This window comes from Massilia sp. Root351 (assembly GCF_001425045.1).
In the GTDB taxonomy this organism is placed as follows: Bacteria; Pseudomonadota; Gammaproteobacteria; order Burkholderiales; family Burkholderiaceae_D; genus Rugamonas.
This window is the reverse complement of sequence record NZ_LMDJ01000023.1, coordinates 19423-44433: the sequence shown is the minus strand read 5'-3', so window position 1 is coordinate 44433 and position 25011 is coordinate 19423. Positions and strand designations below refer to the sequence as shown.

The 25011-nt window shown below is 64.8% G+C and carries 20 protein-coding genes; 12 read left to right on the top strand and 8 right to left on the bottom strand.

The window, feature by feature from the left end:
- The first annotated feature begins 4 nt into the window (after nucleotides 1–4).
- Nucleotides 5–1048: a dipeptide epimerase gene (locus ASD15_RS17445; RefSeq protein WP_162249913.1), complete on the top strand. Its 1044-nt coding sequence runs from the start codon at nucleotides 5–7 to the stop codon at nucleotides 1046–1048.
- Here the strand turns inward: ASD15_RS17445 and ASD15_RS17440 are convergent.
- Complete coding sequence (locus ASD15_RS17440; protein ID WP_082551908.1) at nucleotides 1008–1616, bottom strand: TetR/AcrR family transcriptional regulator; 609 nt, start codon at nucleotides 1614–1616, stop codon at nucleotides 1008–1010. The two genes, ASD15_RS17445 and ASD15_RS17440, sit on opposite strands and share 41 nt — an antisense overlap.
- Before the next feature lie 57 nt (nucleotides 1617–1673).
- On the opposite strand from ASD15_RS17440, the gene ASD15_RS17435 reads away from it, so the two are divergent.
- Genes ASD15_RS17435 through ASD15_RS17400 form a run of 8 tightly spaced genes read left to right on the top strand, consistent with a single transcriptional unit; the run spans nucleotide 1674 to nucleotide 10946 of the window.
- On the top strand, nucleotides 1674–3287 hold the full coding sequence (locus ASD15_RS17435) for a serine hydrolase (RefSeq protein ID WP_057156265.1): 1614 nt from the start codon (nucleotides 1674–1676) through the stop codon (nucleotides 3285–3287).
- Nucleotides 3280–4605, top strand: coding sequence for an MFS transporter (locus tag ASD15_RS17430; RefSeq protein ID WP_057156264.1), 1326 nt, complete (start codon nucleotides 3280–3282; stop codon nucleotides 4603–4605). The genes ASD15_RS17435 and ASD15_RS17430 overlap by 8 nt, the downstream gene beginning before the upstream one ends.
- Nucleotides 4602–6062, top strand: coding sequence for a M81 family metallopeptidase (locus ASD15_RS17425; RefSeq protein WP_057156263.1), 1461 nt, complete (start codon nucleotides 4602–4604; stop codon nucleotides 6060–6062). Before ASD15_RS17430 ends, ASD15_RS17425 begins: the two co-directional genes overlap by 4 nt.
- On the top strand, nucleotides 6059–7219 hold the full coding sequence (locus ASD15_RS17420; RefSeq protein ID WP_082551907.1) for a pyridoxal phosphate-dependent aminotransferase family protein: 1161 nt from the start codon (nucleotides 6059–6061) through the stop codon (nucleotides 7217–7219). The genes ASD15_RS17425 and ASD15_RS17420 overlap by 4 nt, the downstream gene beginning before the upstream one ends.
- Complete coding sequence (kynU, locus tag ASD15_RS17415; RefSeq protein WP_200953985.1) at nucleotides 7216–8472, top strand: kynureninase; 1257 nt, start codon at nucleotides 7216–7218, stop codon at nucleotides 8470–8472. The genes ASD15_RS17420 and kynU overlap by 4 nt, the downstream gene beginning before the upstream one ends.
- The gene (gene kynA, locus ASD15_RS17410; protein ID WP_057156261.1) at nucleotides 8469–9302 is read left to right on the top strand and encodes a tryptophan 2,3-dioxygenase; all 834 of its coding nucleotides are present in this window, start codon (nucleotides 8469–8471) and stop codon (nucleotides 9300–9302) included. Before kynU ends, kynA begins: the two co-directional genes overlap by 4 nt.
- Before the next feature lie 31 nt (nucleotides 9303–9333).
- Complete coding sequence (locus ASD15_RS17405; protein WP_057156260.1) at nucleotides 9334–9690, top strand: RidA family protein; 357 nt, start codon at nucleotides 9334–9336, stop codon at nucleotides 9688–9690.
- Nucleotides 9691–9692: 2 nt separating this feature from the next.
- Complete coding sequence (locus ASD15_RS17400; RefSeq protein ID WP_057156259.1) at nucleotides 9693–10946, top strand: FAD-binding oxidoreductase; 1254 nt, start codon at nucleotides 9693–9695, stop codon at nucleotides 10944–10946.
- Nucleotides 10947–11038: 92 nt separating this feature from the next.
- Here ASD15_RS17400 and ASD15_RS17395 read toward each other — a convergent pair whose 3' ends face one another.
- The 4 genes from ASD15_RS17395 to ASD15_RS17380 are packed head-to-tail and all read right to left on the bottom strand — an operon-like array spanning nucleotide 11039 to nucleotide 15704.
- Complete coding sequence (locus ASD15_RS17395; protein ID WP_057156258.1) at nucleotides 11039–12064, bottom strand: arginine N-succinyltransferase; 1026 nt, start codon at nucleotides 12062–12064, stop codon at nucleotides 11039–11041.
- Nucleotides 12061–13071 (bottom strand): GlxA family transcriptional regulator, encoded by a 1011-nt coding sequence (locus ASD15_RS17390; protein WP_057156257.1) that lies wholly within the window; start codon nucleotides 13069–13071, stop codon nucleotides 12061–12063. Before ASD15_RS17390 ends, ASD15_RS17395 begins: the two co-directional genes overlap by 4 nt.
- A 3-nt stretch (nucleotides 13072–13074) precedes the next feature.
- Nucleotides 13075–14415, bottom strand: a complete 1341-nt coding sequence (locus ASD15_RS17385) for a M20 family metallopeptidase (protein WP_057156256.1) — start codon at nucleotides 14413–14415, stop codon at nucleotides 13075–13077.
- Nucleotides 14415–15704: a cyanophycinase gene (locus ASD15_RS17380; RefSeq protein WP_162249912.1), complete on the bottom strand. Its 1290-nt coding sequence runs from the start codon at nucleotides 15702–15704 to the stop codon at nucleotides 14415–14417. Before ASD15_RS17380 ends, ASD15_RS17385 begins: the two co-directional genes overlap by 1 nt.
- Before the next feature lie 384 nt (nucleotides 15705–16088).
- Here ASD15_RS17380 and ASD15_RS17375 point away from each other — a divergent pair, with 384 nt between their 5' ends.
- The 3 genes from ASD15_RS17375 to ASD15_RS17365 all read left to right on the top strand — a co-directional run bounded on the left by ASD15_RS17375 (nucleotide 16089) and on the right by ASD15_RS17365 (nucleotide 21386).
- The gene (locus ASD15_RS17375; RefSeq protein ID WP_057156254.1) at nucleotides 16089–18755 is read left to right on the top strand and encodes a TonB-dependent receptor; all 2667 of its coding nucleotides are present in this window, start codon (nucleotides 16089–16091) and stop codon (nucleotides 18753–18755) included.
- Nucleotides 18756–18882: 127 nt separating this feature from the next.
- Nucleotides 18883–19992 carry an alpha/beta hydrolase gene (locus ASD15_RS17370; protein WP_057156253.1) on the top strand — a complete coding sequence of 370 codons (1110 nt, stop codon included), beginning with the start codon at nucleotides 18883–18885 and terminating at the stop codon, nucleotides 19990–19992.
- Between the two features lie 317 nt (nucleotides 19993–20309).
- A complete protein-coding gene (locus ASD15_RS17365; RefSeq protein WP_200953984.1) occupies nucleotides 20310–21386 on the top strand; it encodes a non-reducing end alpha-L-arabinofuranosidase family hydrolase in 1077 nt (358 codons plus the stop codon).
- Nucleotides 21387–21667: 281 nt separating this feature from the next.
- Here the strand turns inward: ASD15_RS17365 and ASD15_RS17360 are convergent, their stop codons facing one another.
- The 3 genes from ASD15_RS17360 to ASD15_RS17350 form a co-directional block, all read right to left on the bottom strand.
- Nucleotides 21668–22852, bottom strand: a complete 1185-nt coding sequence (locus tag ASD15_RS17360) for a hypothetical protein (protein WP_157200993.1) — start codon at nucleotides 22850–22852, stop codon at nucleotides 21668–21670.
- Nucleotides 22853–23017: 165 nt separating this feature from the next.
- On the bottom strand, nucleotides 23018–24115 hold the full coding sequence (locus ASD15_RS17355) for a serine hydrolase (protein ID WP_229418243.1): 1098 nt from the start codon (nucleotides 24113–24115) through the stop codon (nucleotides 23018–23020).
- A 191-nt stretch (nucleotides 24116–24306) separates the two neighbouring features.
- Nucleotides 24307–24876, bottom strand: coding sequence for a hypothetical protein (locus ASD15_RS17350; RefSeq protein ID WP_057156251.1), 570 nt, complete (start codon nucleotides 24874–24876; stop codon nucleotides 24307–24309).
- Nucleotides 24877–25011: the final 135 nt, after the last annotated feature.

Below are 25011 nucleotides of genomic sequence, written 5' to 3'. Positions count from 1 at the left end.
CGACATGATGCTGATTTCCACATTTGTCGACCAGATCGCATTCAAGCAGCCGCTGGCCATCGCCGGCAGGACCCTGGCCGGGCAGCAGGTGCTGCGCGTGACCGCGCACTATCGTGGCTGGACCGCGCAGGCGGAGGCGGCCGGCGTGTTTTACCGGGGCGAGGACGGCGCGTCCATGCAGCAGCAGGTCCAGGCGGCGCTGGCGGACATGCCCGCCGACCTTCCCGGCCTGTGGTGCCGCGTGCAGCAGATGGCGCCCGGCGGCGCGCGCAATGCGCTGGACTGGATCTGCTGGCAGCTCGAGGCGGCCCAGCGCGGCATGCCGGCTTACCGGCTGGCCTTCCTGCCCTCGCTCGACGCCATGGAGACCATGGTGACGCTGGGGGTGGCCGACGCGTCCCGGATGGCGGAGATGGCGCGCCACTACCCGCAGGCGCGTGCACTCAAGCTGAAACTGGACGGCAGCGGCGCGGATGCCGAACGGGTGCAGGCGGTGCGCCGCGCCCGGCCCGACGTGCGCCTCTCCGTCGATGCCAACGAGGGCTGGACCATGGACCACCTGGAGCAGATCATGAGCGTGCTGCTGGCGCAGCGGGTCGAACTGGTCGAGCAGCCGCTGCCGGCCGGCGGCGATGCGGCCTTGCACGGCTACCGCTCGCCGATCCCGCTGGCGGCCGACGAGTCGCTGCAGACCATGGCCGACCTCGACCAGGTCGCCAGGCGCTACCAGGTCGCCAACATCAAACTGGACAAATGCGGCGGGCTGTCGCAAGCCCTGCTGCTGGCGGCGCAGGCGCGCCGGCAAGGCATGCGCATCATGGTGGGCTGCATGGGCGGGCGCTCGATGGCCCTGCTGCCCGCCTTCATTGCCGCGCAGGGCGCCGACCTGGTCGACCTCGACGCGCCGCTGCTGATGGCCAGCGACAGCGTGCCCGCCGCCTCGTACGCCGGCGGCCGGATCGCTTTCTGCAGCGCGGCCTATCTGCCGGCCACGCAGCAGGCCGCCGCTAGCGCTTCACCCGCACAGGTGCACCATGCAGCATCGTGACCAGCATGCGCGCCGCCTTGAGCTTGGCCTGGCACGCGGTTGGCACGCCGATCAGGGTCTGCGACTGCGCCGCAATAAGCAGGCACAGCAGGCTTTCGCCTATGGCCAGCATCTCGGCCTTGTCGACCTTGCCGGCTGCGCTGCCGACCCGCACCACGGCATCCATGACATTGCTGCGCAGCAGCTCGTAGTTCTTGACCACCACGGCCTTGACTTCGGCGCTGCGGCGCGCAATCGCCGCCACTTCGAGCGCCGTGCTGGCGGCCTGGCTGGCGGCGTCCGTGCCATCCTGCCGCAGCAGCACCGCTTCCACCAGTCCGAGCAGTTCGCCGGCAGTGGCGCAGGCGGCAAACGGCGTGCCGCGCAGGTCCGCCGTCTCGATCAGGGCCAGCAATATCGCTTCCTTGGAGCGGAAATGGACATACAGCGAGCCGACCGACAGCCCGGCCTCGGTGCTGACGTCGCTCATCGACGCTTCGTACAGCCCCTTGCGTTCGAACACGGCGCGCGCGGCGCCGAGGATTTGCTGGCGCACTGCCGCCATGTGGCTGGGATCTCGCTTGGGCATGGATAGGACCAAAAATAATGACTAATCATTCATTCATTTTACGTGAAAGACTCTGCAATGAACAACACTGACATCGAAAAACTTGAAGCGGTGGTCTCCCACCTGGCCTCCGGCACCGCGCCCGGCATCATTGCCAGCGTCCAGCGCGGCGGCGCCACGCTGCTGCGCCGCGGCTGCGGGCTGGCCAGCCTGGACTCCGGCCTGGTCAATACGCCGTCGACCAAGATGCGCATCGGTTCCACGACCAAGCATTTTTGCTGCGCGCTGATCCTGATGCTGCGCGACGAGGGCAAACTGTCGATCGACGAGCCGGTGTCGCGCTGGCTGCCCGAGTTGCCGGCGTCCCAGGGCAGCCGCACGCTGCGCCATTTCATGAACCATACCGGCGGCATGCGCGACTACCTCGACCTGTCGCTGCTGTCGAACGGACTGGCGATCGTGCCGGCGGACGCGGCCTATGACTATCAGTGCCGCCAGCAAGAGCAGAACTTCGCGCCGGGCGAACAATTAATCTACAACAACGGCGGCTACCGCTTGCTGTCCATGGTGATCGAGCGCGTGCTGCAGATGCCGCTGGGCCAGGCACTGCGGCATCGCCTGTTCGAACCGCTCTCGATGCACGACACCTCGCTCTGGTCGAGCGACCTCGATCCCCTGCCCGGCTGCGCGGCGACCCACCTGGCCCATCCGGACGGGCGCTTCTCCAAGAGCCTGTTCCCCGCGGTTATCCTCGGCGAGGGCGGCGTCGCCTCCACGCTGGACGACATGCAGCGCTGGCTGAGCCACCTGATCTCGCCGGTCCTGTGGCCGCGCGCGCTGTCGGAGGAGATGATGACGCCGACCGAGCTGCGCAACGGCTACCTCCATCCCTACGGCTTCGGGCTGATCCGCGAACGCTGGCGCGGCCTGACCATCTTCCACCACGCCGGCGGTGTGGTAGGCGGCACCTGCCAGATGCTGGCCGCGCCCGAGCACGATATTCAGATCGTTGTCATGAGCAACCGCAGCGACGTGGCCGCGGCCGACATTGCCCAGAAACTGCTGAGCTCCCTGATCGGGCCTGGGCAAACCGAGGCGGAGCAGCCCGCCGACCCGGCCCTGGCGGAGCCGCTGGGCGGCGCCTACTACTGCCCCGGCAACGGCCGCCATTTCAGCATCGAAGCGCGCGACGGCGCCCTCTACCTGGTGAATTTCGGCATGCCGATGCCCCTGCTGCAGGACAAGGACGACGACGGCCTGCTGCGCGTCAACGTGCTATCGGTCATCGCGCTGGAAGTGGCGCCAGTGCGCGATGGCAGCGGCGCCGTGCAAGCCATTGAAATCGTGGAACAGGGCGAGCGCTACCGGTGCGACCGGGTAGCCGCCTGCCAGGATGGCATGGCAGCCGCGTTCGGCGGCAAGTGGCGCAGCGCGGAACTGGGCGCCGACATCGTGATCCAGGCCGCAGGGCCGGGCGCCGCCAGTATGCGCATTGCCGGCCTGTACGGCCGCAGCGTCTACAAGCTGCAGCCGCTGCGCCCGGATGTGTGCCTGATGGTCAGCGCCGACCCGCACCTGCCCCTGCACGGCACGCTGCGCCTGCAGCAGCACGAGGGCGGCCGCCGCGAACTGATACTCGATACGGCCCGCACCCGCCGGCTGCGCCTGCAGGAGGACCACGGCCATGGCTGATTCCTCCGCTCCACCGCGCCTGCTGGCGGCCGGATTCGGCGCCGGCCCGCTCGGAGCTACCCTCAGCGCCGGTGTGGTGCCGCTGTTGTTCCTGTTCTACCTGACCGAGTTCGCCCACGTCCCTCCGGCCATGGCGGGCGTGCTGCTGGCAGTGCCGAAAATCGCGGACCTGCTGCTGGACCCGTGGATCGGCCGCTGCACCGATGCCTGGGCCCGCTCGGCAGGCAGCCGGGCCGCGCTGATCGCCGCCAGTGCCCTGCTGCTGCCGCTCATGCTGGTACTGCTGTTCGTGCCGGTGGCCGCCTGGGCCCTGCCGCTGCGGGTGTTCTTCCTCGGCCTGTGCCTGATCGCGCAGTCGCTGCTGTTGACGATGTTCTCGGTCGCGCACACGGCCATCGCAGGCGACATCGCCTCGTCGATGGCCGGGCGCAGCACGCTGATGTCGGCACGCGCCCTGGGCCAGACCGTGGCCGGGGTGATCGTGTCGATGCTGGCGCCGCAGATCATCGCCTACTTCGGCGCCGGCGCCGCCGGCTATGCCGGCATGGCGGCGGTACTGGCCAGCGGCGCCCTGCTGGCGCTGGCGCTGTGCTGGCTGGCGGTGCGCGGCGTACCGCTGCGGGCCGGGGTCGAGCCGAAGTCGGCGCCGCGCCTGCTGGCCGCCCTGCGCGTGACGCTGCGCAACCGCACTTTCTACTGCATCGTGGTGATCCTTGTGATGCTGGGCGCCAGTTCCACGGCGCTGTTCGCCGCGCTGCCGTATGCCAACCAGCACCTGCTGCGCGCCGGACCCGAGAACCTGTCCGGGCTGCTGACACCGATTTTCCTGTCGCTGCTGGTGGGCGTGGCCAGCGCGCCATGGCTGGCGCGCCGCGCGGCGCCGCAGACCTTGCTGGCGGGCGCACTGGCCGTGGCGCTGGCCGGCGTGGCCTGGTTCACGGCCGGGCCGCGCAGCAACGCGTCGATGCTGGCCGGCGGTGCGCTGTTCGGGCTGGCATGCGGCGCCCTGACCGTGCTGATCTCCACGCTGGCGATGGAGGCCGCCACCAAGTCCTCCAGCGAGGGCGAAAGCCTGGGGCTATACCTGGGCATCCTGTTCTCCGCGGAAAAGCTGGGCCAATCGCTGGGAGGGATCGTGGTCGGCTTCGGCCTGGACTGGGTTGGCCCGCTGCAAGGCGCGCCCGTCCCGCAAGCGCTCGATCGCCTTGCCACGCTGTTCGTTGGCATACCGGCGGCAGCCTTGCTGGCCGCACTGCTCGCCTTGGCGCCGCTTACTGCGCGGCTCCGTACGCTCTCCATAAAGGAATCCAAAGCATGAAAATCTTCACCTCCGCCCTGGTGACGGAAACCAATACATTCTCCACCTTCCCCACCACCCTGCGTTCGTTCGAGGAACTCGGCATTGTGCGCGGCCCGGTGGCCGACGACGTGCTGAGCGATGTCGGCCCCATCGTCAAGCAATGGCGGCGCCTGGCGGCCGCGCACGGCGACACCGTGCAGGAAGGCGTGTACGCCATCGCCCAGCCGGCCGGCATTGTCGAGGCGGCCGCCTACAGGCAATTGCGCGGGGAGATCCTGGCGGCCCTGAAACAGGCGCTGCCGGTCGACATGGTACTGCTGTTCCTGCACGGCGCCATGGTGGCCGACGGCGTGGACGATTGCGAAGGCGACCTGATCGCGGCCATCCGCGCAGAAGCCGGCAGCGCTTGCGTGATCGGCGTCGAGCTCGATCCACACTGCCACATGAGTAACACCATGGCGACCCAGGCCGACGCCATCATCCTGATGCGGGAGTACCCGCACGTGGACTACGAGGCGCGCGCGGTGGAGCTGTTTGAACTATGCCGCGCCGCCGCCGCCGGCGCCACGCGGCCGGTAATGGCAGTGGCCGATTGCGCCATGGTGGGCTTCTACCCGACTACCGCACAACCGATGCGCGGCCTGGTCGACCGCCTGGCCGAGGTGGAGCGCCTGCCCGGCATCCTGTCGGCCAGCTACGTGCACGGCTTCCCCTGGGGCGATGTGCCCGATGCCGGCAGCAAGGTGCTGGTGGTGGCGGACGGTGACCGCGCCCTGGCCGAGCAGACAGCGCAGGAACTGGCCCGCGCCCTGTACCGCGCCCGCAGCGCACTGCAGCCCAGGCTGGAATCCGTGGCCCAGGTACTGGACCCGGCGCCGGCCGGCCCGTTCCCCGTGATCCTGGCGGACGCCGGCGACAACCCGGGCGGCGGCGCCCCGTGCGACCATACCGCCTTGCTGGCCGCGCTGCTGCAGCGGCCGGCGTTGCGCTGCGCGTTCGGCATGCTGTGGGATCCCGAAGCCGTGGCCGCCTGCCGCGCCGCCGGCCAGGGTGCGCAACTGCGGCTGCGCATCGGCGGCAAGGCCGGGCCGGCATCCGGTCATGGACTCGATCTGGACGTCACCGTGCACGGCGTGGCCGAGCAGCACTTCCAGCGCGCCGGCCAGCTGCACGACCCGCTTGGCAGCGCGGCCTGGGTGCGCTGTGCGGGCGTCGACATCGTACTGGTCAGCCGGCGCCAGCAAACGCTTTCGCCCACCGCGTTTACGGGGCTGGGCGTGCCGCTGCACGAGGCCCAGGTCATCGCCGTGAAATCGAGCCATCACTACTATGCCGAGTTCTCGCGCCTGTCCAGCAATTGCCACGTCATCGAAACCGGCGCCGCGCTGTCGATGGATTTCGCCCGCCTGCCCTACCGGCGCCGCAGCATGGCATTCTTCCCCGCCGTGGCCAACCCCATCCCGGAGCTGGCATGAACCACGGACATCAAGGCGCCATGCTGCGCCAGGTGCAATCGCCCAGCTGCGCGCGCGTGACAGTCGACGGCCGCGAGCTGCTCAATTTCGGCGGCTCGGGCTACCTGGGTCTGGACGGCAATCCCTTCCTGGCCGAGGAAGGCGCGGCGGCTTTGCGCAAGTACGGCGTGCACTCGCAACTGGGGCGCCACTATGGCTTCGCCTCGGTGCCGAACCTGGACGCCGAAACGGCCGCGCGCGACTATTTCGCCGTGGACGGCGCCATGTATTTCGGCACCGGCTATCTGTTCGGACTGATCGCCATTCCCGCCCTGGCGGAAGTGTGCGACACCATCTTCATCGACGAGGCTGCGCATTACAGCCTGCGCGACGGCGCGCAGGCCAGCGGCAAGCCCGTCCACCACTTCGCGCACCGCGACGCCGACAGCCTGGCGCGCCTGCTTGCCCGCAAGCTCGCCACGGGGCAGCGGCCGCTGATTGCCACCGATGGCATGTTTCCAACCTTCGGCACCGTCGCGCCGCTGGCGCAGCTGGCGCGCCTGGCCAGGCGCCACGACGGCTGGCTCGCGGTGGACGAGTCGCACGCCTTCGGCACCCTGGGCGCCAACGGCCGGGGGGCCGTGGAAGCGTGCGGCGTGCCGCGCGAGCGGGTCGTTGCCGGCGGTTCGATGGCCAAGGCGTTTGCGGCCCACGGCGGCATCGCGGTCGGTCCCGCCGGGATGATGGAACGGCTGTGGCGCATGCCTGCCGCGCGCGGGGCAGCGCTGGGCTCCTCGGCAGGCGCCGCCATGTCGGCCGCCAGCCTGCGGCTGGTGCGCCGCCAGCCCGAGCTGCGGGCGCGCTTGCTGGCCAACAGCCGCCAGCTCAAGCGCGGCCTGCGCGAACTGGGCCAGGCCATCGACGACAATGACAGCCCGGTCGCCGCTTTCGTGCCCGGCAACGCCGCCCACATGCGCGGCATCCAGGCACGGTTAATGGAACAGGGCATCTTCATTACCTACTCCAACTATGTCGGCGCCGGGCCGGAAGGCGCCCTGCGCATCGCAGCCTTTGCCGACCACAGCGAGGATGACATCCAGCGCCTGCTGTCGGCGCTGGGCCGCCTGCTGCTCGGCGCGCCGGCCCGCCTCGGATCGCTGGCAGGGAGGCAGGCATGACCATCTCACGCAACGAAGCCCTGGCGCTCGACCGCGACGACGCGCTGGCACAGCACAAGCAGCTGTTTGACCTGCCGGCTGGCATGATTTACCTGGACGGCAATTCGCTGGGCCCCTTGCCGCACGCCACGGCGCAGCGCCTGCAGCAAGTGGTGTACGAGGAATGGGGACGCGGCCTGATCGGCAGCTGGAACAGCGCCCACTGGGTCAGCCTGCCCGAACGCATCGGCGACAAGATCGCGCGCCTGGTCGGCGCCGCCCCTGGCGAGCTGGTGGTGGCCGACTCGACTTCGGTCAACGCCTACAAGGCGCTGGGAGCGGCCCTGCCATTGGCACTGGCGGCGCGGCCTGAACGGCGCGTGGTGCTGTCCGAACGGCACAATTTCCCCACCGATCTGTATATCGCGCAAAGCCTGGCCCGGCAGCACGGTTGCGACCTGGTGCTGGTGGACGAACCCGGCCAGATCGGCCCGCTGCTGGACGAAGGCAATGTCGCCGTGCTGATGCTTACGCACGTCAACTATCGTAGCGGACGCATGCATGACATGGCCGCCCTGAACCGGCGCGCGCGGGCGCAATCGACCCTGACGCTGTGGGACCTGGCCCATTCCGCCGGCGCGGTGCCAGTCGACCTGAACGGCGATGACGCCGACTTCGCCATCGGCTGCGGCTATAAATACCTGAACGGCGGCCCCGGCGCGCCGGCGTTCGTCTGGGCGCACCAGCGCCACGCTGCGCACTGCGTGCAACCGCTGTCCGGCTGGTTCGGCCACGCCGCGCCGTTCGCCTTCCACAGCGACTATGCGCCCGCCCCCGGCAGCCGGCGTTTCCTGTGCGGCACACCGCCGGTGCTGGCCATGGCGGCGCTCGAGTGCGGCGTCGACAGTGTGCTGTCGGCCGGCGGGATGGCGGCGCTGCGGCGCAAGTCGCTGGCGTTGAGCAGCCTGTTCATCGACCTGGTGGACGCCCGCTGCGGCGGGCACGGCCTGGCGCTGGTTACGCCACGCGCAGATGCCCTGCGCGGCAGCCAGGTCAGCCTGGTCCATCCGGACGCCGCCTACCCCATCATGCAAGCGCTCATTGCGCACGGCGTAGTGGGCGATTTCCGCGCACCGGACATCCTGCGCTTCGGTTTCACGCCGCTGTACACCGGCTTTGCGGACGTATGGGATGCGGTGGACATGCTCAGCGGCATCCTTGCCTCCGGAGAATGGCGCAAGCCAAGCTACGCCGAACGGAGGGCCGTCACATGACTATCAGCATTCCGGAAGAGGCTAACGTGCGGCTCGACTTCTCCAGCGACATGAGCTACGGCGACTACCTGCACCTGGACCAGGTGCTGCAAGCCCAGCACCCGCTGTCGCCGGACCCCAACGAATTGCTGTTCATCATCCAGCACCAGGCCAGCGAACTGTGGATGAAGCTGATGCTGCATGAACTGCGCGGGGCGGTGGCCGGCATTGCCGGCGATGCCTGCGGGCCTGCCTTCAAGCAGCTGGCCCGGGTCACCCGCATCATGACCCAACTGGTGCAAGCCTGGGACGTGCTGGCGACCATGACGCCTTCCGAGTACGGCGTGATCCGTCCCTACCTGCGCAACAGTTCCGGTTTCCAGAGCTGGCAATACCGCAGCATCGAGTTTTTGCTGGGTAACAAGAACGCCGCCATGCTGCGGCCGCACGCCCACCAGCCAGGCCGGCTTGCCGAGGTTGAGGAACTGTACCGCCGGCCATCGATCTACGACCAGTCGCTGCGCCTGCTGGCGCGGCGCGGGCTGGCGGTGCCCGATACGCACACGCAGCGCGACTACACGCTGCCCTACACGGCTGACCACCGGGTTGAACTGGCCTGGCGGGCAGTGTACCGGGCGCCGGACCGGTATTGGGATCTCTACCAGCTGGCCGAGAAGCTGGTGGACCTGGAGGAAGCCTTCAGGCTATGGCGTTTCCGGCACCTGGGCACAGTCGAACGGGTCATCGGCTTGAAGACCGGCACCGGCGGCACGTCCGGCGCCGCCTACCTGCGCCGCATGCTGGACGTGGTGCTGTTTCCCGAACTATGGAGCGTGCGCACCGCGCTCTGACTGTCACTTTCACTGCTAGAACAAGACTATCATGCATACAACTCAAACTCTGCCGTTTTCAAAAATGCGCCGCGCCGCAGGCCTGGCGTTCCTGTCGGGCGAGCTGCCCTTCGACGACCAGGGCAAGATCCCGGACGGCATCACCGCGCAGACCGGCCTGACGCTGCGCCGCCTGGCGGCGACGCTGGGCACTGCGGGCCTGAGCCTGGCCGATGTGGTACAGGCCACGGTCTACCTCACCCATCCGGAGGACTTTGCCGACTTCAACGCGGCCTACCTCCAGCACTTCGACGGCGTCTTGCCCGCGCGCGCCACGGTGGTCGCGCCGCTGGTGGTGCCCGGCGCGCGCATTGAAATCGCGGTCGTCGCCGCCGACAGGGAGAGCTGACAGTGGCTGCGGACGGGACGAGCAAGGACATACTGGTCATCGGCGCCGGCATAGTCGGCACTTGCGCCGCGCTGGAGCTTGCGTTGCGCGGACACAGGGTGACCCTGATGGACCGGCGCCTTCCCGGGCTGGAAACCTCGTACGGCAATGCCGGGGTCATCCAGCGCGAGGCGGTCGAGCCCTACGCCATGCCGCGCAGCTTGCGCTTTCTTCTTGCGGCGGCACTGGGGCGCACGCCGGACGTGCACTACCACGTCGCCGGATTGCTGGCGGCCTGGCCCCAGTTGTGGCAATACTGGCGCGCTTCGGCGCCGCACAGGCACCGGCAGGCCAGCGGCGACTATGCCGCCCTGATCGCGCATGCCACCAGCGAGCACCAGCGCATGCTCGATCTCGCCGGAGCAAATGCACTGGTGCAGCGCCAGGGCTTGCGGCTGGTTTACCGAAGCGCCGGCTTGCTTGACGAGGCGCTCAAGGATGCGGCGCGGATAGAACGGGAGTACGGCATCGCCTTCCGCGCAATGGATGGCGCGCAGTTACAGGCCGCCGAACCTGGCTTCCGCATCCCCCTGGCCGGCGCGGTGCACTGGCTGGATTCGTGGAGCGTGAGCGACCCCAGCCTGGTTGTCGAACGCTACGCCCGGCTTTTCACTGCGCTGGGGGGACGTTTCGTGCTGGGCAATGCCGGCAGCCTGCGCCAGGCGGGCGCAGGCTGGCAAGCAGACACTGTGGAAGGAAGGGTGGAGGCATCCCAGGCCGTGGTGGCGCTTGGGCCATGGGCCGGGCCGTTCACGCGCCGGCTCGGCTACCGGCTGCCCCTTTTCGTCAAGAGAGGCTACCACCGCCACTATGTCAACGGGGCCACGGTCGCCGTGCCCACGCTGGACGCGGAGCGCGGCTATGTAATGTCGGCGCAGAAGAAGGGACTGCGGATCACGACAGGTGCGGAAATCGCCGACATCGACGCGACGCCCACACCCCGGCAGCTGGCCTTGGCCGAAGCGGCTGCGGCGGGCTTGCTTGCGCTGGGCGAGCCCGTTGAATCCACTCCCTGGCTGGGCAGCCGCCCCTGCGTGGCGGACATGAAACCCATCATCGGCAAGGCGGGAAGACATGATGGCCTGTGGTTCAATTTCGGCCACGGCCACCAGGGCTTCACCCTCGGACCGGCCAGCGCCCGCCTGCTGGCAGACCTGATCGACGGCGGCACGCCTTACACCGATGCGGCCGGCTATGCGCCAGGCCGCTTTGGCTGACCGGCAGGGCCTGGCTGGCCAGGCCTCACTCCCGCCCAGCCATCACCCGGCGTTGGCCGTGCGGCGATCTGCCTGGCTCAAACCGAAAGCCATCAAGTCACCCGCACGGCACAGGCGCGCGCCCCCTCGGCCAGCCCGAGCCGCTGGATCGCCGGGCGCGCCATCTGCAAGGCATCGTCGAGGAATTTGCCCTGCGCCAGCGTCGCGCGGAAGCCCGTGCGTTCCATATTGGCGACCAGGCAGGCCTCGCCCTCTGCACCCGCATCGCCACGCAGCGCCACATTGAGCGCCGACACCACGGAGCGCAGCATGGCGACACGCGCTTCCGCGATCGGTCCGCCGTCGAAGATGTCGACGTAGGAATCGACGTCGAACCCTTCCGCTACCAGGATGCCGAACGGCAGTTCGGCATCCGGATGCAGCTGCCCCATGGCCCACTGGGCTTCCTTGGACAGCAGCGACACATACACCGGCATGCGCGGCATCAGCTCGGCGATAAAACTCTTGGACCGCCCGCCCGTGCGCTGCTCGGCCTCAAGCAAGGGCATCTTGAAGAAGCGGTGCCCGAGCGCGTCCCACACGGGGCTGTTGCCCCCGTCATCGCACAGGCCGGGATTTTCCGCGCCTATCCGCTCTGCGAACAGCTGCGGGTAGTTACGGATGAACAGCAGCCGGCCGCGCGATAGCAGTTGCGGCGCCAGCGTTGCACTGTATTCGGGCTCGATGTAGAACGAACTGAGCAAGGTGTGGCCGGACAGCTCTTCACACAGCCGCAAGGTGTGCTCGCGATTGGTGATGCCCAGCTCCTCGCTGCCGTGGGCGAGAAACTCGTTCCGGTAGCAGTAGAAGCGGCCATTCGCGGCCGCACTGGCGACGATGCCGCTGGTGCCAACGACCCGCCCGGCCCGCATGTCCTCCAGCACAAAGTGGTAAATCTCATCGCCGTTCGGCGCTTCGCTGCCGGCAAAGGCCAGCAGCGACCGTTCGATGCGCGCCGCCAGGCGGGCACGGTCGGGTTTCAGGGTACGGATGCTGAATGCCGCCGCCTTGGAGAATTTTTCCATGACGTCGAGATCATCCAGGGTTGCCGGACGCAACAGGTAGTCCAGATGCTTCATTCCATCTCCTCTCCGGCGTTATTGACCTCCACTAGCGGCATGGTGTGCCGGGCACGCTCCTCCCGCGGAGTGCAACCAAAATAATTACGGTAGGTGGTGGAAAAATGCGAGCCCGAGGTGAATCCGCAGGCCAGCCCCACCTGCTGGATCGACAACGTGGTCTGCTTTAACTGGCGGCGGGCGTGCTTGAGCCGCAATTCCAGATAGTAGCGGGATGGGAAGGTATCCAGGTGCTGGCGGAACAGGCGCTCGAGCTGGCGGCGCGACACCCCCACCAGTTGCGCAATATCTTCTGTCTGCAACGGTTCGGCCAGATTAGCCGCCATCAGTTCCAGCGCATCCTTGAGCCGTGTCGACCCCACCGCCGGCTGCGCCGATGCGGGCACGGGCTGGCGCTCGTCGCCGCCGCGCAACCTGTCCAGCCCCAGCGCGACCGCCACTTCGGCGGCAAACATGCTGCCGTGGCGCTTGCCTAGCCAGTGCAGCAACAAATCGATCGCCGCAGCACCGGCACCGGCACTGATGCGGTTGCGGTCCATTTCGTACAGCCCCGGCGTGAACATCGTGGCGGGATAGCGCCGCGCCGCCTCGGCGTGCAATTGCCAGTCGATCGCGGCCCGGTAGCCATCGAGCAGTCCGTGTTGCGCCAGCACTTGCGCGCCTGTGCCGCAGGCACCCAAGACCCAGACGGTGTCCTGTCCCAGGCGGCGCAACTGCTGTCCCAGGAGGTGGCTGGCCTGGTCGCCCAGACGCTCGTCGGTGCGCTCGCCCGCGATCAGCAACAGCAGGCCGGGCTGCTCCACATGCAACCTGGCCAGCGGTTCCGCCGCCAGCGTGAGGCCGCATTGGGACGAGACCGCTTCGCCTTCCGGACTAAATTGACGCAAGCGATACAAGGGCTCCCCTTCCACCTGATTGGCAGCGGTGAACGCCGCGCGCACCGCCCCCAGCGTGAACAGCGAGAAGCCGGGTAGCAAGACCAACGAAACGGAATAGAGATTCCCCATGCTTTATTTTCCTAAAGCTGCGCCCGTCCCCAGCTTACCAGTTAAATAGTCGGCGGCCAGACTGGCGAGCGCGCGTACCCCCGTCAGCATGGCCGCCTCATCCGGATTAAAACGCGGCGAGTGATTCGCTGCCCATAGTGCCGGATCGGCGCCGGGAGGATTCGCGCCGAGGAAAAACAGCAGGGACGGGACGTGCCGGCTGTAATAGGAAAAGTCTTCCGATGTGGTGCTCGGCGCGGCGTCGCCCAGCAACTGCGCGCCCGCCACGCGGCGCAGGCTGGGCAGCATTTTTTCCGTCAGCGCGGGATCGTTCCATGTGACCGGATATCCGGGATCGAAACGCACTGCCGCCGTGGCGCCGGCCGATAGCGCCAGATGCTCTGCCGTCCGCTTGACCTGCACCAGCAATTGCTCGCGCACGGCCGGATCGAAGCTGCGTATCGTGCCGCTCATTTTGACTTCGCCGGGCACGATGTTGGGCCGCTGGCCAGCGTGCAAGGTGCCAACCGTGATCACGGCCGGTGCAACCGTCAGGTCGGTCTGGCGGCTGACAATGCTTTGCAGCCCCAGCACAATCTGCGCCGCCACCACGACCGGATCCACCCCGTTCCACGGCAGGGCGCCATGGGTTTGGCGCCCTTGCACCACGATCTCGAAGGTATCGCCGCCGGCCATCAGCCCGCGCGCGCGGGTGGAGATGGTTCCCGTGGGCTGCGGCGTGATGCCGACGTGCAGCGCAAACATGGCCGAGACCTTGGGGTTGTCCAGCACACCCGCCTGGACCAGCCGTTCGGCGCCATTCGGCTGATTGGCCACGCCCTCCTCGGCCGGCTGGAACACCAGCTTGATGGCGCCCGACAACTGCCCGCGCATCCCGGCCAGCACACGCGCCGCACCGAGCAGCATGGCCACGTGCATGTCATGGCCACAGGCATGCATCACCCCGACCTCCTGGCCGCCGGACTGCACCCGCTGGCGCGAAGCGAACGGCAGGCCGGTCTCCTCCGTCACGGGCAAGGCATCCATATCGGCGCGCAGGGCCACCACCGGGCCCGGACGCCCCGTCGTCAGCAAGCCGATCACGGCCGTCCCGGCCAGGCCGCGCGTCACTTCGTAGCCCATGCGGCTCAGTTCCTTCGCCACCAGATCCGCTGTGCGGCGCTCCTGGAACGCCAGTTCGGGATGGGCGTGCAGGTCGCGCCGCCAACGCACCACTTCCGGCAGCACGTTCGCCGCCGCAGCGTCGAGCTGCGTGTGATAGGGGGCCGGCGCAGCCGACTGCGCCACCGCGCAGAGGCAGTGGCTGCACAGCAGCAGGCTGGCGACCCAGTGGCCCGGCCGCATTACCACGCCTGATAAAAAGGCGTCTTCAGGCGTACCGGCCGCACATCGAGCCGCGCATCGAAGATCGAGTAATCATTGTCGTCCAGTCCGGCACTATCCCAGCCGCGCGTGCGTTCATCGCGCCGCAGGATGAACTCAAAACCGAGCTCAGGGGCGGGATCGGCCACTACCGCATCGGGGAACTGCTCGAGGTCGAAAGCGATGCCCCGGATATGATCGCGCGGGCCGTCCACCAGTTGCGTCAGTGCGCGCAGCATGGTGTTTTCACCGAGGATGTCGGTATAGGCGGGCCGGATATTCTCCAGGTCCGAGGCAAAGCCAGGCTGGCGGAACTTGATCTCGCCCCTGGCCAGTTTCGCCGCCAGCACCTGCCCCTGCAATTTGGCCAGGTCATAGCGGTCGCCATTGTCGAGATAGGAAATGCGCACATTGCGCACGTTCACCGGCCCCGCCTCCTGCGTGGCCTGGCGCAAGTCCAGCAACAGCGCGCCGCTGCTGCCGACAATTTCGATTTCGCTGCCGTGAATAATTGCCGCGGTATTCTCGTCCACCCCGAGGCCGACCTTGTACCCTTTCGCCAGCATCAGCGCCAGCATGCGCCCCACCCTGCCGCGCTTGATGAAATGCTGGTCGATGAACAGCTGGTCGCCAACAAAGCCCAGCCCCCGGTCGATTTCCTTACCGTCGCGCATCACGCCCTTCATCACCTGCACCGGATTGAGCGCATCGCGGAACATGGTGCTGCTCATGATGGCCGCACCGGCGCTGGTGCCGGCAATCACGCCACCGCGCCGCTGCAACTCGCGCACGGCCTGCAGCACCGGCGAGGCCACCCCGTGCGGATTCAGCACATCCACCGTGCGCTCCTGCGCGCCACCGGTAAAGAACACGCCCGTGGCGGCCCGGATCCGGGCCACGATGTCGGGGTCAGCCGCCGCCCGGCGTGCCGACTCCAGCGTCTCGCCCGCCCACAGCGGTGCGATCTTGAGCAATTCCGCCTTGGCGCCACGGCGCTGCAGTTGCGCAACCGCATCCGCGCCAGAGAGTTCGGGACGCGACGATGCGCTCGGAATCACCACGAACCGCGCCGCGGCGCCCCCTGCCAGCTGCACCAGCCGCTGCCGTACCGCCTCATTGTCGGAGCGCACGGCGCCGCCCATCGGTATCACCGTGCCCACCACAGGCTGAAACGCCAGCGCCTGCCCAGGCTCTGCGGCCTGGGCGACAGAACCCGGCAATAGAGCGCCCAGTTGCGCCGCACACAGCAGCAATATCGACACGGATTTCACAAGCAAGCTCCTTCGCCATGGCATTGCGGCTATGTTGCCATCGATCTGGCAACTGTAGCCAGCCCCCCTCTCCTATTTGCGCACTTTGGCAATTGCATGTCGCACTGTGGATAGTCCGCAACAGATGATAGCTACTTTCATAGCAAATGCGACATGGCTTTCACCCAGAGCGACCCCGGCAAGTTCCTGCGCGCGCAAGCCGCCAATGTTGCATACTATGAAACTGTTTCATCACCACCGAGGGGTGGCATCAGATTGTTGCTTCCGTACCAATACCCACTTACGAGGACTGATCGCATGAAAATACCTGGCACGCACAAGGCGTCTACATTCCGCCGCTCCCGCTGCACCCATGCAGTATTACTCGCACTTGGCAGCATAGGCTTGAACGCTTACGCGCAAACCATGCCGCGCGTGGAAATCACCGGGTCCAGCATCAAGCGCATCGAGGGCGAGGCGGCACTGCCGGTGGAGATCATCAAGCGGGAAGACATCGACAAGTCCGGCGTGACCACCGCCGCCGAACTGCTGCAAAAGATTTCCTCGAACGTGGGCGGCCTGACCGATGCCTCCAGCGTCAGCGACGTCATGGGTGGCCAGCGCGGCTTTAACGGCGCCAACCTGCGCGGCCTGGGCGTATCGAGCACGCTGGTGCTGCTGAACGGCCGCCGCATGGCCAACTTCGCCAGCCCCGGCGACAATTCCGGCGTCGACCTGAACAACATCCCGGCGGGCGCCATCCAGCGCGTGGAAGTGCTCAAGGATGGCGCATCGGCCATCTACGGTACCGACGCCATGGGCGGCGTGATCAACTTCATCACCCGCAAGGATTACCAGGGCGGCGATGCCAGCGTGTACGTGCTGCGCACGGACGAAGGCGGCGGCGGCAAGAAGTCAGCCTCGCTGTCCGGCGGCTTCGGTTCATTGAGCACCGACCGCTTCAATGTGTTCGGCGCGCTGGACGTGCAGCAAACGGACCGCCTGGCCAGCTCGCAACGCCAGTTCATGCAGGAATACAGCCTGCCCGACCGGTTGTCGCCACAGCTGTCGAGCTATTCTTTCCCCGCCAACGTCGACCTGACTGCCGCCCAGCTGGCGGCGCTGAATAAATCGGGCTACCTGAAGGGCACCGGCCCCGGCGGCACCTGGGCGCCATCGCCGGGCCGGCGCGTCAGTCTCGGCAAGGAAGCCTGCGTAAACGGCAGTCCGAACGTGGTGCGCCCACTCGGCCCCGGCGGCACGGAAGGCTGTTCCTTCAACTACATGGGCGACTCGGAAGTCTATCCGGACTCCAAAAAACAGAGCTTTATCGGCCGCGCCACCTTCCAGGCGTCGGACGACCATCAACTGTTTGCGGAAGTACTGCTGAGCAAAGCCGAGACCAGCTACGCGGCCTCGCCCGCCACCTCCGGCGCCATCAACGGCGTCAGCACGGGCATCTCCCTGCCGGCGGACCTGCAAGCCAAGACCGGCATCACCACCCCGGTCAACTTCCGCTTCCGCCTGTCGGACGCCGGCCGGCGCACTTCGGAGGTCACCAGCAAGGCCTCGCGCTTCGTACTGGGCGGGACCGGCAAGGTGGGCGACTGGGAATACGATACGGCCTACAACCACAGCGTCAACAAGGCCACCGACCTGGACATCGACGGCTGGGTTTCGCGCAGCAAAATGCTGGCCGGCATTGCCAGCGGCAAGTACAACCCCTTCGTCCCGGCCACGGACGACGCGGGCCGCAAGTTCATGGACTCGATCAAGATCCACGGCGCGGCGCGCATGTCCAAAGGCACCAGCGACAGCTTCGACGGCAAGCTGACCCGCCCGCTGATGGCGCTGGCCGGCGGCGATGTGATGCTGGCGGTGGGCGCCGAACTGCGGCGCGAGAAGACCGCGTTCAGCTCCACCGACGCGCTGCGCACCAACGACGTGCAGGGCGACCGCGCCAGCTCCGACGAACTGCTGGCCGACTCGTCCAACTCGCGCGACATCGCCGGCATCTACACCGAGATCAACGCGCCGTTCAGCAAGGAATGGGAAGGCCAGTTCGCCATCCGCCACGACCGCTACAAGGGCGTGCATGATCCGCTGACCAATGTCACCACGCCGAAACTGACCACCACCAATCCGAAAGTCGCCATCAGCTACCGTCCGAACAAGGCGGTGCTGGGCCGCGCCTCCTTCGGCACCGGCTTCCGTGCACCGTCGATCGCCGAACTGTTCCTGCCGGTGCGTTCGGGCACCACGGCCAGCTTCGTGAACGACCCGGTGTCGGGCGAAATTGCCCAGTTCGATCTGGACCGTTACGGCAACCCGTTGCTGAAGCCGGAAAAATCCAAGCAGTTCTCGGCCGGCCTGGTCCTGGAGCCGAACAGGAACTGGAACGCCAGCCTGGACTACTGGATCATCCGCAAGACCGACATCATCTCGGAAATCGGCGAGCAGACCGTGTTCGACAACCCGATCTACTACAACGATCCGGAAATCGTGGTGCGTGACGAGGATGGCTTCGTGTCCTACCTGCAGTTCAAGAAGGAGAACCGGGGCAAACTCAACACCTCCGGTCTCGATATTGCGCTGAACTGGTATGGCGACGCTACTTCGCTGGGCCGCTTCAGCGCCAGCCTGAACGGTACGCTGATCACCCAGTACAAGTTCCAGTCCGATCCCAATTCGCCGATGGCCGATGGCCTGGGCGTGTTCCGCGACGACAAGGCCGTGCAGCGCTGGCGCCACAAGCTCAATGTCGACTGGACCTTGGGCGCCGTCAATCTGAGCCTGGGCAACACCTTCTTCTCCAGCTACCGCGACCAGAACATCCCTGGCCTCGCTGACCCAGGCTGGAACGACCGCGACGTGAAGGCCTATTCCTTGTGGGATCTGACCGGCAGCTATGCGTTCACCAAGCAGCTCAAGCTGCGCGCCGGCGTGATCAATATGTTCGATACGCCGCCGCCGTTCACCAACCAGTCGCGCTACTTCGAAGTGACCTGGGACCCGACCTACGGCGATCCGCGCGGCCGCTCGATGTTTGCGAACCTGCAGTACAAGTTCTGATCCTCCCATCAGGCGCCCCGTCCTGCCTGGCGGCAGGTGGGGCGCTGTCGCGTTAACCACTCACGACGGCGCTCACGGGCAATTCGGACTAGAATTGCATCCTCTTCATGTCCAAGGTTGTGCGTCGATGAAAAAAATTCTGATGGCTGGCGTCCTGCTGGCGTCGCTGTGCGCCGGTGCGTGGGCGCAGGAGTGCAAGAGCCAGGCGGAATATGCCAAGGCGCGAGAAGTGATCAAGGACCTGGGCCGCATCGTCGCGCCGTCCGGCGTGCAGGACGCCTACAAGACCAAAATCGGCGGCATCGATCAATGGATCAACGTGCGCGGGCAGGAACAGAGCAACCCTGTGATCCTGTTCATCCACGGCGGTCCGGCCTCGCCGCTCATTCCAGCCATCTGGCAGTTCCAGCGTCCTTTGGAAGAATACTTCACCATCGTCAATTATGACCAGCGCGGGGCCGGCAAGACCTTCAATGAAACCGCGCCGGATGCGCTCGGTGACAGCATCCACATCCCGCGCTATATCGACGATGCGATCGAAGTTGCGCAACACATCAAGACCCGCTACCACAAGGACAAGGTCATCCTGATGGGCCACAGTTGGGGCACAGTGATCGGCATGGGCGCGGCGTTGAAGAGGCCGGACCTTTTCTATGCTTACGTCGGCATTGGCCAGGTCATCAGCACCCAAGAGAATGAACGCATCAGCTTTGACTACGCGGTCGAGCAATCGAAGGCGCACAACAACGGGAAGGCCGTCGCAGAACTGGCGTCCATCGCGCCCTATCCTGGCGACCAGCCGCTCACCCGCGAGCGTATCGTCACGGCACGTACCTGGGCGCAATATTACGGTGGCTTGAGTGCCTATCGCGACAGTTCGAACTATTTTTTCGCCGCCGGCAAATTGTCGCCAGAGTACAACGACTGCGACGTCCACGCCATTAACGCCGGCAATATGTTCTCGCTCGGCCGTTTGCTTCCGGAGTTTCTCAGGGTCGACTACCGCAACGTGCGCAGCTTCCCCATCCCGGTCGTGATGTTCATGGGTCGCAACGATTACACCACGCCATCGGCGCCAACCGACCAGTGGCTCAAGCGGGTCAAGGCGCCCTACAAGAGCGGCATATGGTTCGAGCATTCCGCTCACATGATCCCGTGGGAAGAACCAGGCAAGACGTTAGTCAGCCTGCTCGAGACGGTGCGGCCGCTGGCGGTGGCACCGCCCAAACGCAAGTAGCTTGCCTCCACGGCAGACCTGAGTCCGTGATTCCGCTTAAAGATGGGTTAAGTCGGCGCAGGCGCCGCCAGCGACTATCCTGAAAATGCTGGCGGCGTGCAGATGGTTGAAGCACTCGGGCGTTTAATTCTATTCCCGCATCCCTGTGCTGCCCGCCTGGCCAATGCGGGCCCGGGCGGCATAACACTTTTGGCACACTTCGTTCATGAATCAGCAGAGTAGCCAAGTCTCTGCATTCTGTCTTATTCGTCCGCACGCAACTCGGTCTATGCTCTATTCCGAAGTATTTTCGGACGTGCCAATCGAGGAAGACATTAATGAAGCTAAAAAAATGCAGCGCGGGTGTGAGCCTGTTGGCTGCCTTCGCAGGATGGGGTGGCGACAACGCAATTGCCAACAGCATGACGGAGCCTGCCAAACTGGCGTTTAACTGGACTTCCAGCCCGCAGCTGATTTCGCCTCAGGCGGATCCCAACCAGACAATCTACGGCGTGAAAGATCCTTCGATTGTTTACGTGGATGGAAAATATCACGCTTTTATCACAACCGCCGGGTCTGCTGGCTGGGGCCTTGGGTACACCAGCTTCGACAGCTGGTCGAACGCGCCGGCAGCGAAAATAGTCCCGCTTGACAAGTCCCCCATGGGGCCAGGCTATCGCGCAGCGCCGCAAGTATTCTATTTCGCTCCGCAGAAGACCTGGTATCTCGTCTATCAAGGCGCCGATCCGCTGTATTCAACCTCGAAAGATATCGGCGATCCGCTGTCGTGGAGCGCACCGAAAAAGTTCTTTCCAGTCGAACCCGACATCGTCAAGGCTCCGCAGGGCGCCGGCTGGCTGGATTTCTGGGTGATCTGCGATGATAAAAAATGCTACCTGTTCAGTACCGACGATAACGGACGATTGCTGCGGTCCGAAACCGGGTTGAGCCAGTTCCCGAATGGCTTCCGCAACACTGTCGCTGTCATGTCCGAAAAAAAGGAAGACGTATTCGAGGCAAGCAATACCTACAAGATCGCCAACACGAATACTTACATCACGCTGGTGGAGGCAATATCGCCTGCGGGACGCTACTTCCGGATCTGGAAGAGCGATAGCCTGGACGGAAAATGGGAGCCCTTCTCGTCCGCGCCGATGAACGCTTTCGCGACGCGCGATAACGTGGAACGGATCTGGTCGGAAGGGATTTCGCACGGCGAACTGGTGCGGACCAATACCGATCAAACGATGACAATCGACCCTTGCCAGCCGCTGGAGTACCTCTTCCAGGGAAATGACCCTGCAGTGCGCGTAAATGATTACATCAAGATTCCGTACCGCCTGGGCGTGCTCACGGCGAAGGGGCCGAATCCCGTCAGCGCCCTCTGCCGGCGGCCCGGCGCGGCATCCCACTGACAATCGCTGCGGCGGTGCACCCATCGCGGCCGCCCAGCTAATTCGCCTCGCTCCACTCCCGTAGGCGAAAGGCAGGGCTGACAGCAGCTTGTAGCCTGACATCAAGTTGTGTCTTAACGGCCTAGGCTTGGACGCAGGTAGCCGAGATCCGGTGGCGGACCGTTTGCAGACTGGACAGCTGACCTGCTCAGCAACTCCGAGGGGAAGGGGAATCAGATGCCGCTCGAGAAACTAAGACCTCTCGTGCCCGAGTTCGTATTCGTCCTCACGCACCGATACAGCTATTTCGCAGCCACGATAGTGTCGATCATCTGCTGGGAATAGGCAGCGCCCGTTGCTTCGGTTGTCTCCATCATGGCGCGCCAAAGCGGGACGATGCCGACGCCCAGCTTGTCGAAGCGCATCAGCCCGCAGGCATAGATGCCGTCAAAGGTATCGACGGCACCGCCCAGTTTCTCACAGGCCGCAGCTTGCTTCGCGCGGTAGGCTTTCACTGCTTCCTCGCTGAACAAGCCAGTCTGGGCCAGGGCGTCAAGTGCCATGGCCTCGGCGCCGCCCTCGTGGATCCACGGCCCCTGGTCGTCGCCCAGGCCGCCGCGGGCAACCGCCATTTGCCAGATGTGCGCCATCTCGTGTGCTACGGTTTTGGTCGCGTACTCGCGCAGTTTCGGATGGTCAAGCTGCACTTGCTTGCCTTCCATCAGGTAAGAAACCTGGCCTGCGCCCATGATGGCGCCCCCTTTCATCGAAAAGCCCGGCGATTCGACGTTGCCAATAGCGACCATGATCAGCAGCTCGTCCTTCAACTGGCGCTGATAGGCCTTCTCGTAGTACCCGGACGTTTTTGCACCGACGTCAAGTATGGTTTCGCGCAGCCACTGCGGGGCCTTGGGATCGATCACGACCTTCACCGCACCGGCAAGGATGGCCTGCGCCGGTCCAAAGTAGACATAGCCACGCTGCCCACCCGGCTTCAGCCGGTTGGCCGGCGGCGCGATCACGTTCTCCTGCGCCAGGCCAGCGAAGGTGAAATCGGTGTGCATGGAGAGCGTCTTGTCGCCTTGTTCGACGTCGCCTTGCAGATGGCCGAGGTAGACCGACGTCCCGCCATCACTGAAACGGTTGAACGAGACATATTCCTTGGGCGACCAGCCGTCGAAAGTCCTGATCTGCACGCTGGCAGCCTTGAACGGCTTGCCTTTCGACGCAATGACATCGAAGTCCGCTCCAGATGTCATGGCCATGCCGGGCGTGAGCACTTTCCACTCCTGCTTGCGGAACGCGCCTATGGAATGCAGTTTGACCGCCGTCACGGCTTGCGCGAAACGGTAATCCACGCGCCACAGGTCTTTTGCCACATGGCGCACGTCCACTGCTACGGCAATTTCAGGCTGCTGCTCCGCATGCACGAGTGGACCAATACACAACATCAGGAAAGCGGCGCACAGGCCAAGGAATCGCTGCATCGGGAGATCCTTCAATGACTTATGAAGGGACCTATTTTACTTGTTGTATTGCAAATAATGCAATCCTCGTTTGCGCCCCCCCACATGCCCCGCGTCCGGTCCATCACCGTGGCACCCCGTAGCGCACCAGCGGATGAGGGGTTGACTTTTTTTTGAGACACTCGGCTACGGAGATTTGTAGAGCCTGGCGATCTGGGGGATAAAGCGCTGGGGATTCGCGCCCGCGAGATTGGTAAGCACAACGACCGCCAGTCGATCATCCGGATAAACGAAAAAGGCGGCACGAGCGCCACCGATCCCTGCCACTTGCAAGTTGGGCGAGGTTTGCAGTACCGGCCATCCGGCTGCCCAGGCTCCGTCAGCTCCGCTGTTCAGCTTTTCTGGCGTCCACATGCTCTCGACATTGGCTGCACTAATTAGCTTGCCGTTGGACAGCGCGATGATCCAGCGCGCTACTTCATCCGCGGTGGTTTGGATTCCGCCACCAGCCCAAAGGCTATAAGGCATATCGTAAATCCAACGGGACAAGCGATTGTCATCGTCTCTCGCCATGGTTCCACGTGGTGAGTAGCTATAAATTGTCGCGGCGTTGGGAACCAGATCATAGCTATCGCCAAAAGTCGATAAAGGCATGCCTGCCGGCGCGAACTGATGCTCTGCGAGATATTGCTCATACGGGATTTTCCCTTGCTTGGCAATGATCTGCGCCAGCAGCCCATAATTGGTCTGATTGTAGGCAAACCTATCGCCAACGGGCCCATCCATCGGGCGCATCTTGACCGCCTTCCAGGCATCGCGCTTACTCCCGCCTCCAATCAGGCCCTTCTGATCGACGATGTCGGGCAGGCCTGACGTATGCCCTAGTAGTTGACGGATGCGAATGCTCCGCCAAGCCTCAGGCAGGTCATCCAGATAGCGCGAGGCAGGGGCGTTGAGCTCTACCAGTCCGGCTTCGACCAACTGCATCATGGCGACGCCGGTAAACGTTTTTGTCGCGGAATTGATGGGAAACAGCGTCGCATGAGTGACAGGTACGCGGTTCTCGACGTTGGCCAAGCCATAGCTTTCTGACAAAACAACCTGACCATCTTTGACGACCGCAATCTGCAAGCCAGGAATTCGCAGATCCTTCATCGTCCGCTGTATCGCTTCCCTGGCCAATTGATTGGCTTCATTGACCGTACTCGCCGAGGCGTTAAGGCAGGGAAACCAAAGTGCAACAGCGACGGCGGCAGGTGTGACGAGATACTTCATAAACTGCATGAATCCTCCTTCATGTTAACTGTGAGTGACGATTTCGTACCTGTGATGCGATTCATTACTTCACTGTATCAAGTTTCCTTGCCGCACCATCGGGAAGTGTGACGAGAGGTAAAAAGAGGCCGCCAGACAGCGCATTTGCGAGACGGACTGCAACACGTGGGCCCGCTGCGATACAGGTCGCGCGCCCGCCCTTAAGCAAGACCAGGCGACCACCTTTTCACAGCGTTGAATCTTTGCTCTGCATCGCGGAACAGCATTTTCACTCTCTCGACATCCCAAGGGCGTTCGACTAGTGTCTCGTGTTCCCATTCGCTTCTGGGCTCATCCGGAGCGAAGAAATCCCCGCCATAAACATGTATCGCCGATGTCATCTTGCTGATTGGATTCAGAACTGAATGGATGGTATCCCGCCCAAGCGCCACAACGTCACCTGGCCCAAGCGATCTTGCGCTTGCCGCCTCGATGATCATTTCTTTCCTGCGCCAGAATATATTGTCTTCTCTGCCTGAATAGATGCCAATTACCGCAAACATTTGATGGTTATGCGGCATGAGCACCATATACGGTGCCCAAGTGAACTGGAGAATGGTCAAGTCATGCGCCCGATATAGCGTAGTGATACCTGCACACCGAGGTTCGCCGAGCTCTGCCATTACTTTTGCTCTATTGGAAACCGCTTCTTCCACGATTTCTCGAATGGCTCCCTGACCCTCGACCACCGCAGTCCTGCAATCCTGTATGAACCGATCTTTGCTGAACATGATGACGCTCCTCACCTAGCGTGAATGCATGGAGTTGCCCCACATCTTTAAAGGACTGCTTCGCGCGATTCAACTCCTTGTGACATTCTGATTCTACGCTTGCGAGAACGCCCTGCGCGGAGATGAACCGGACAG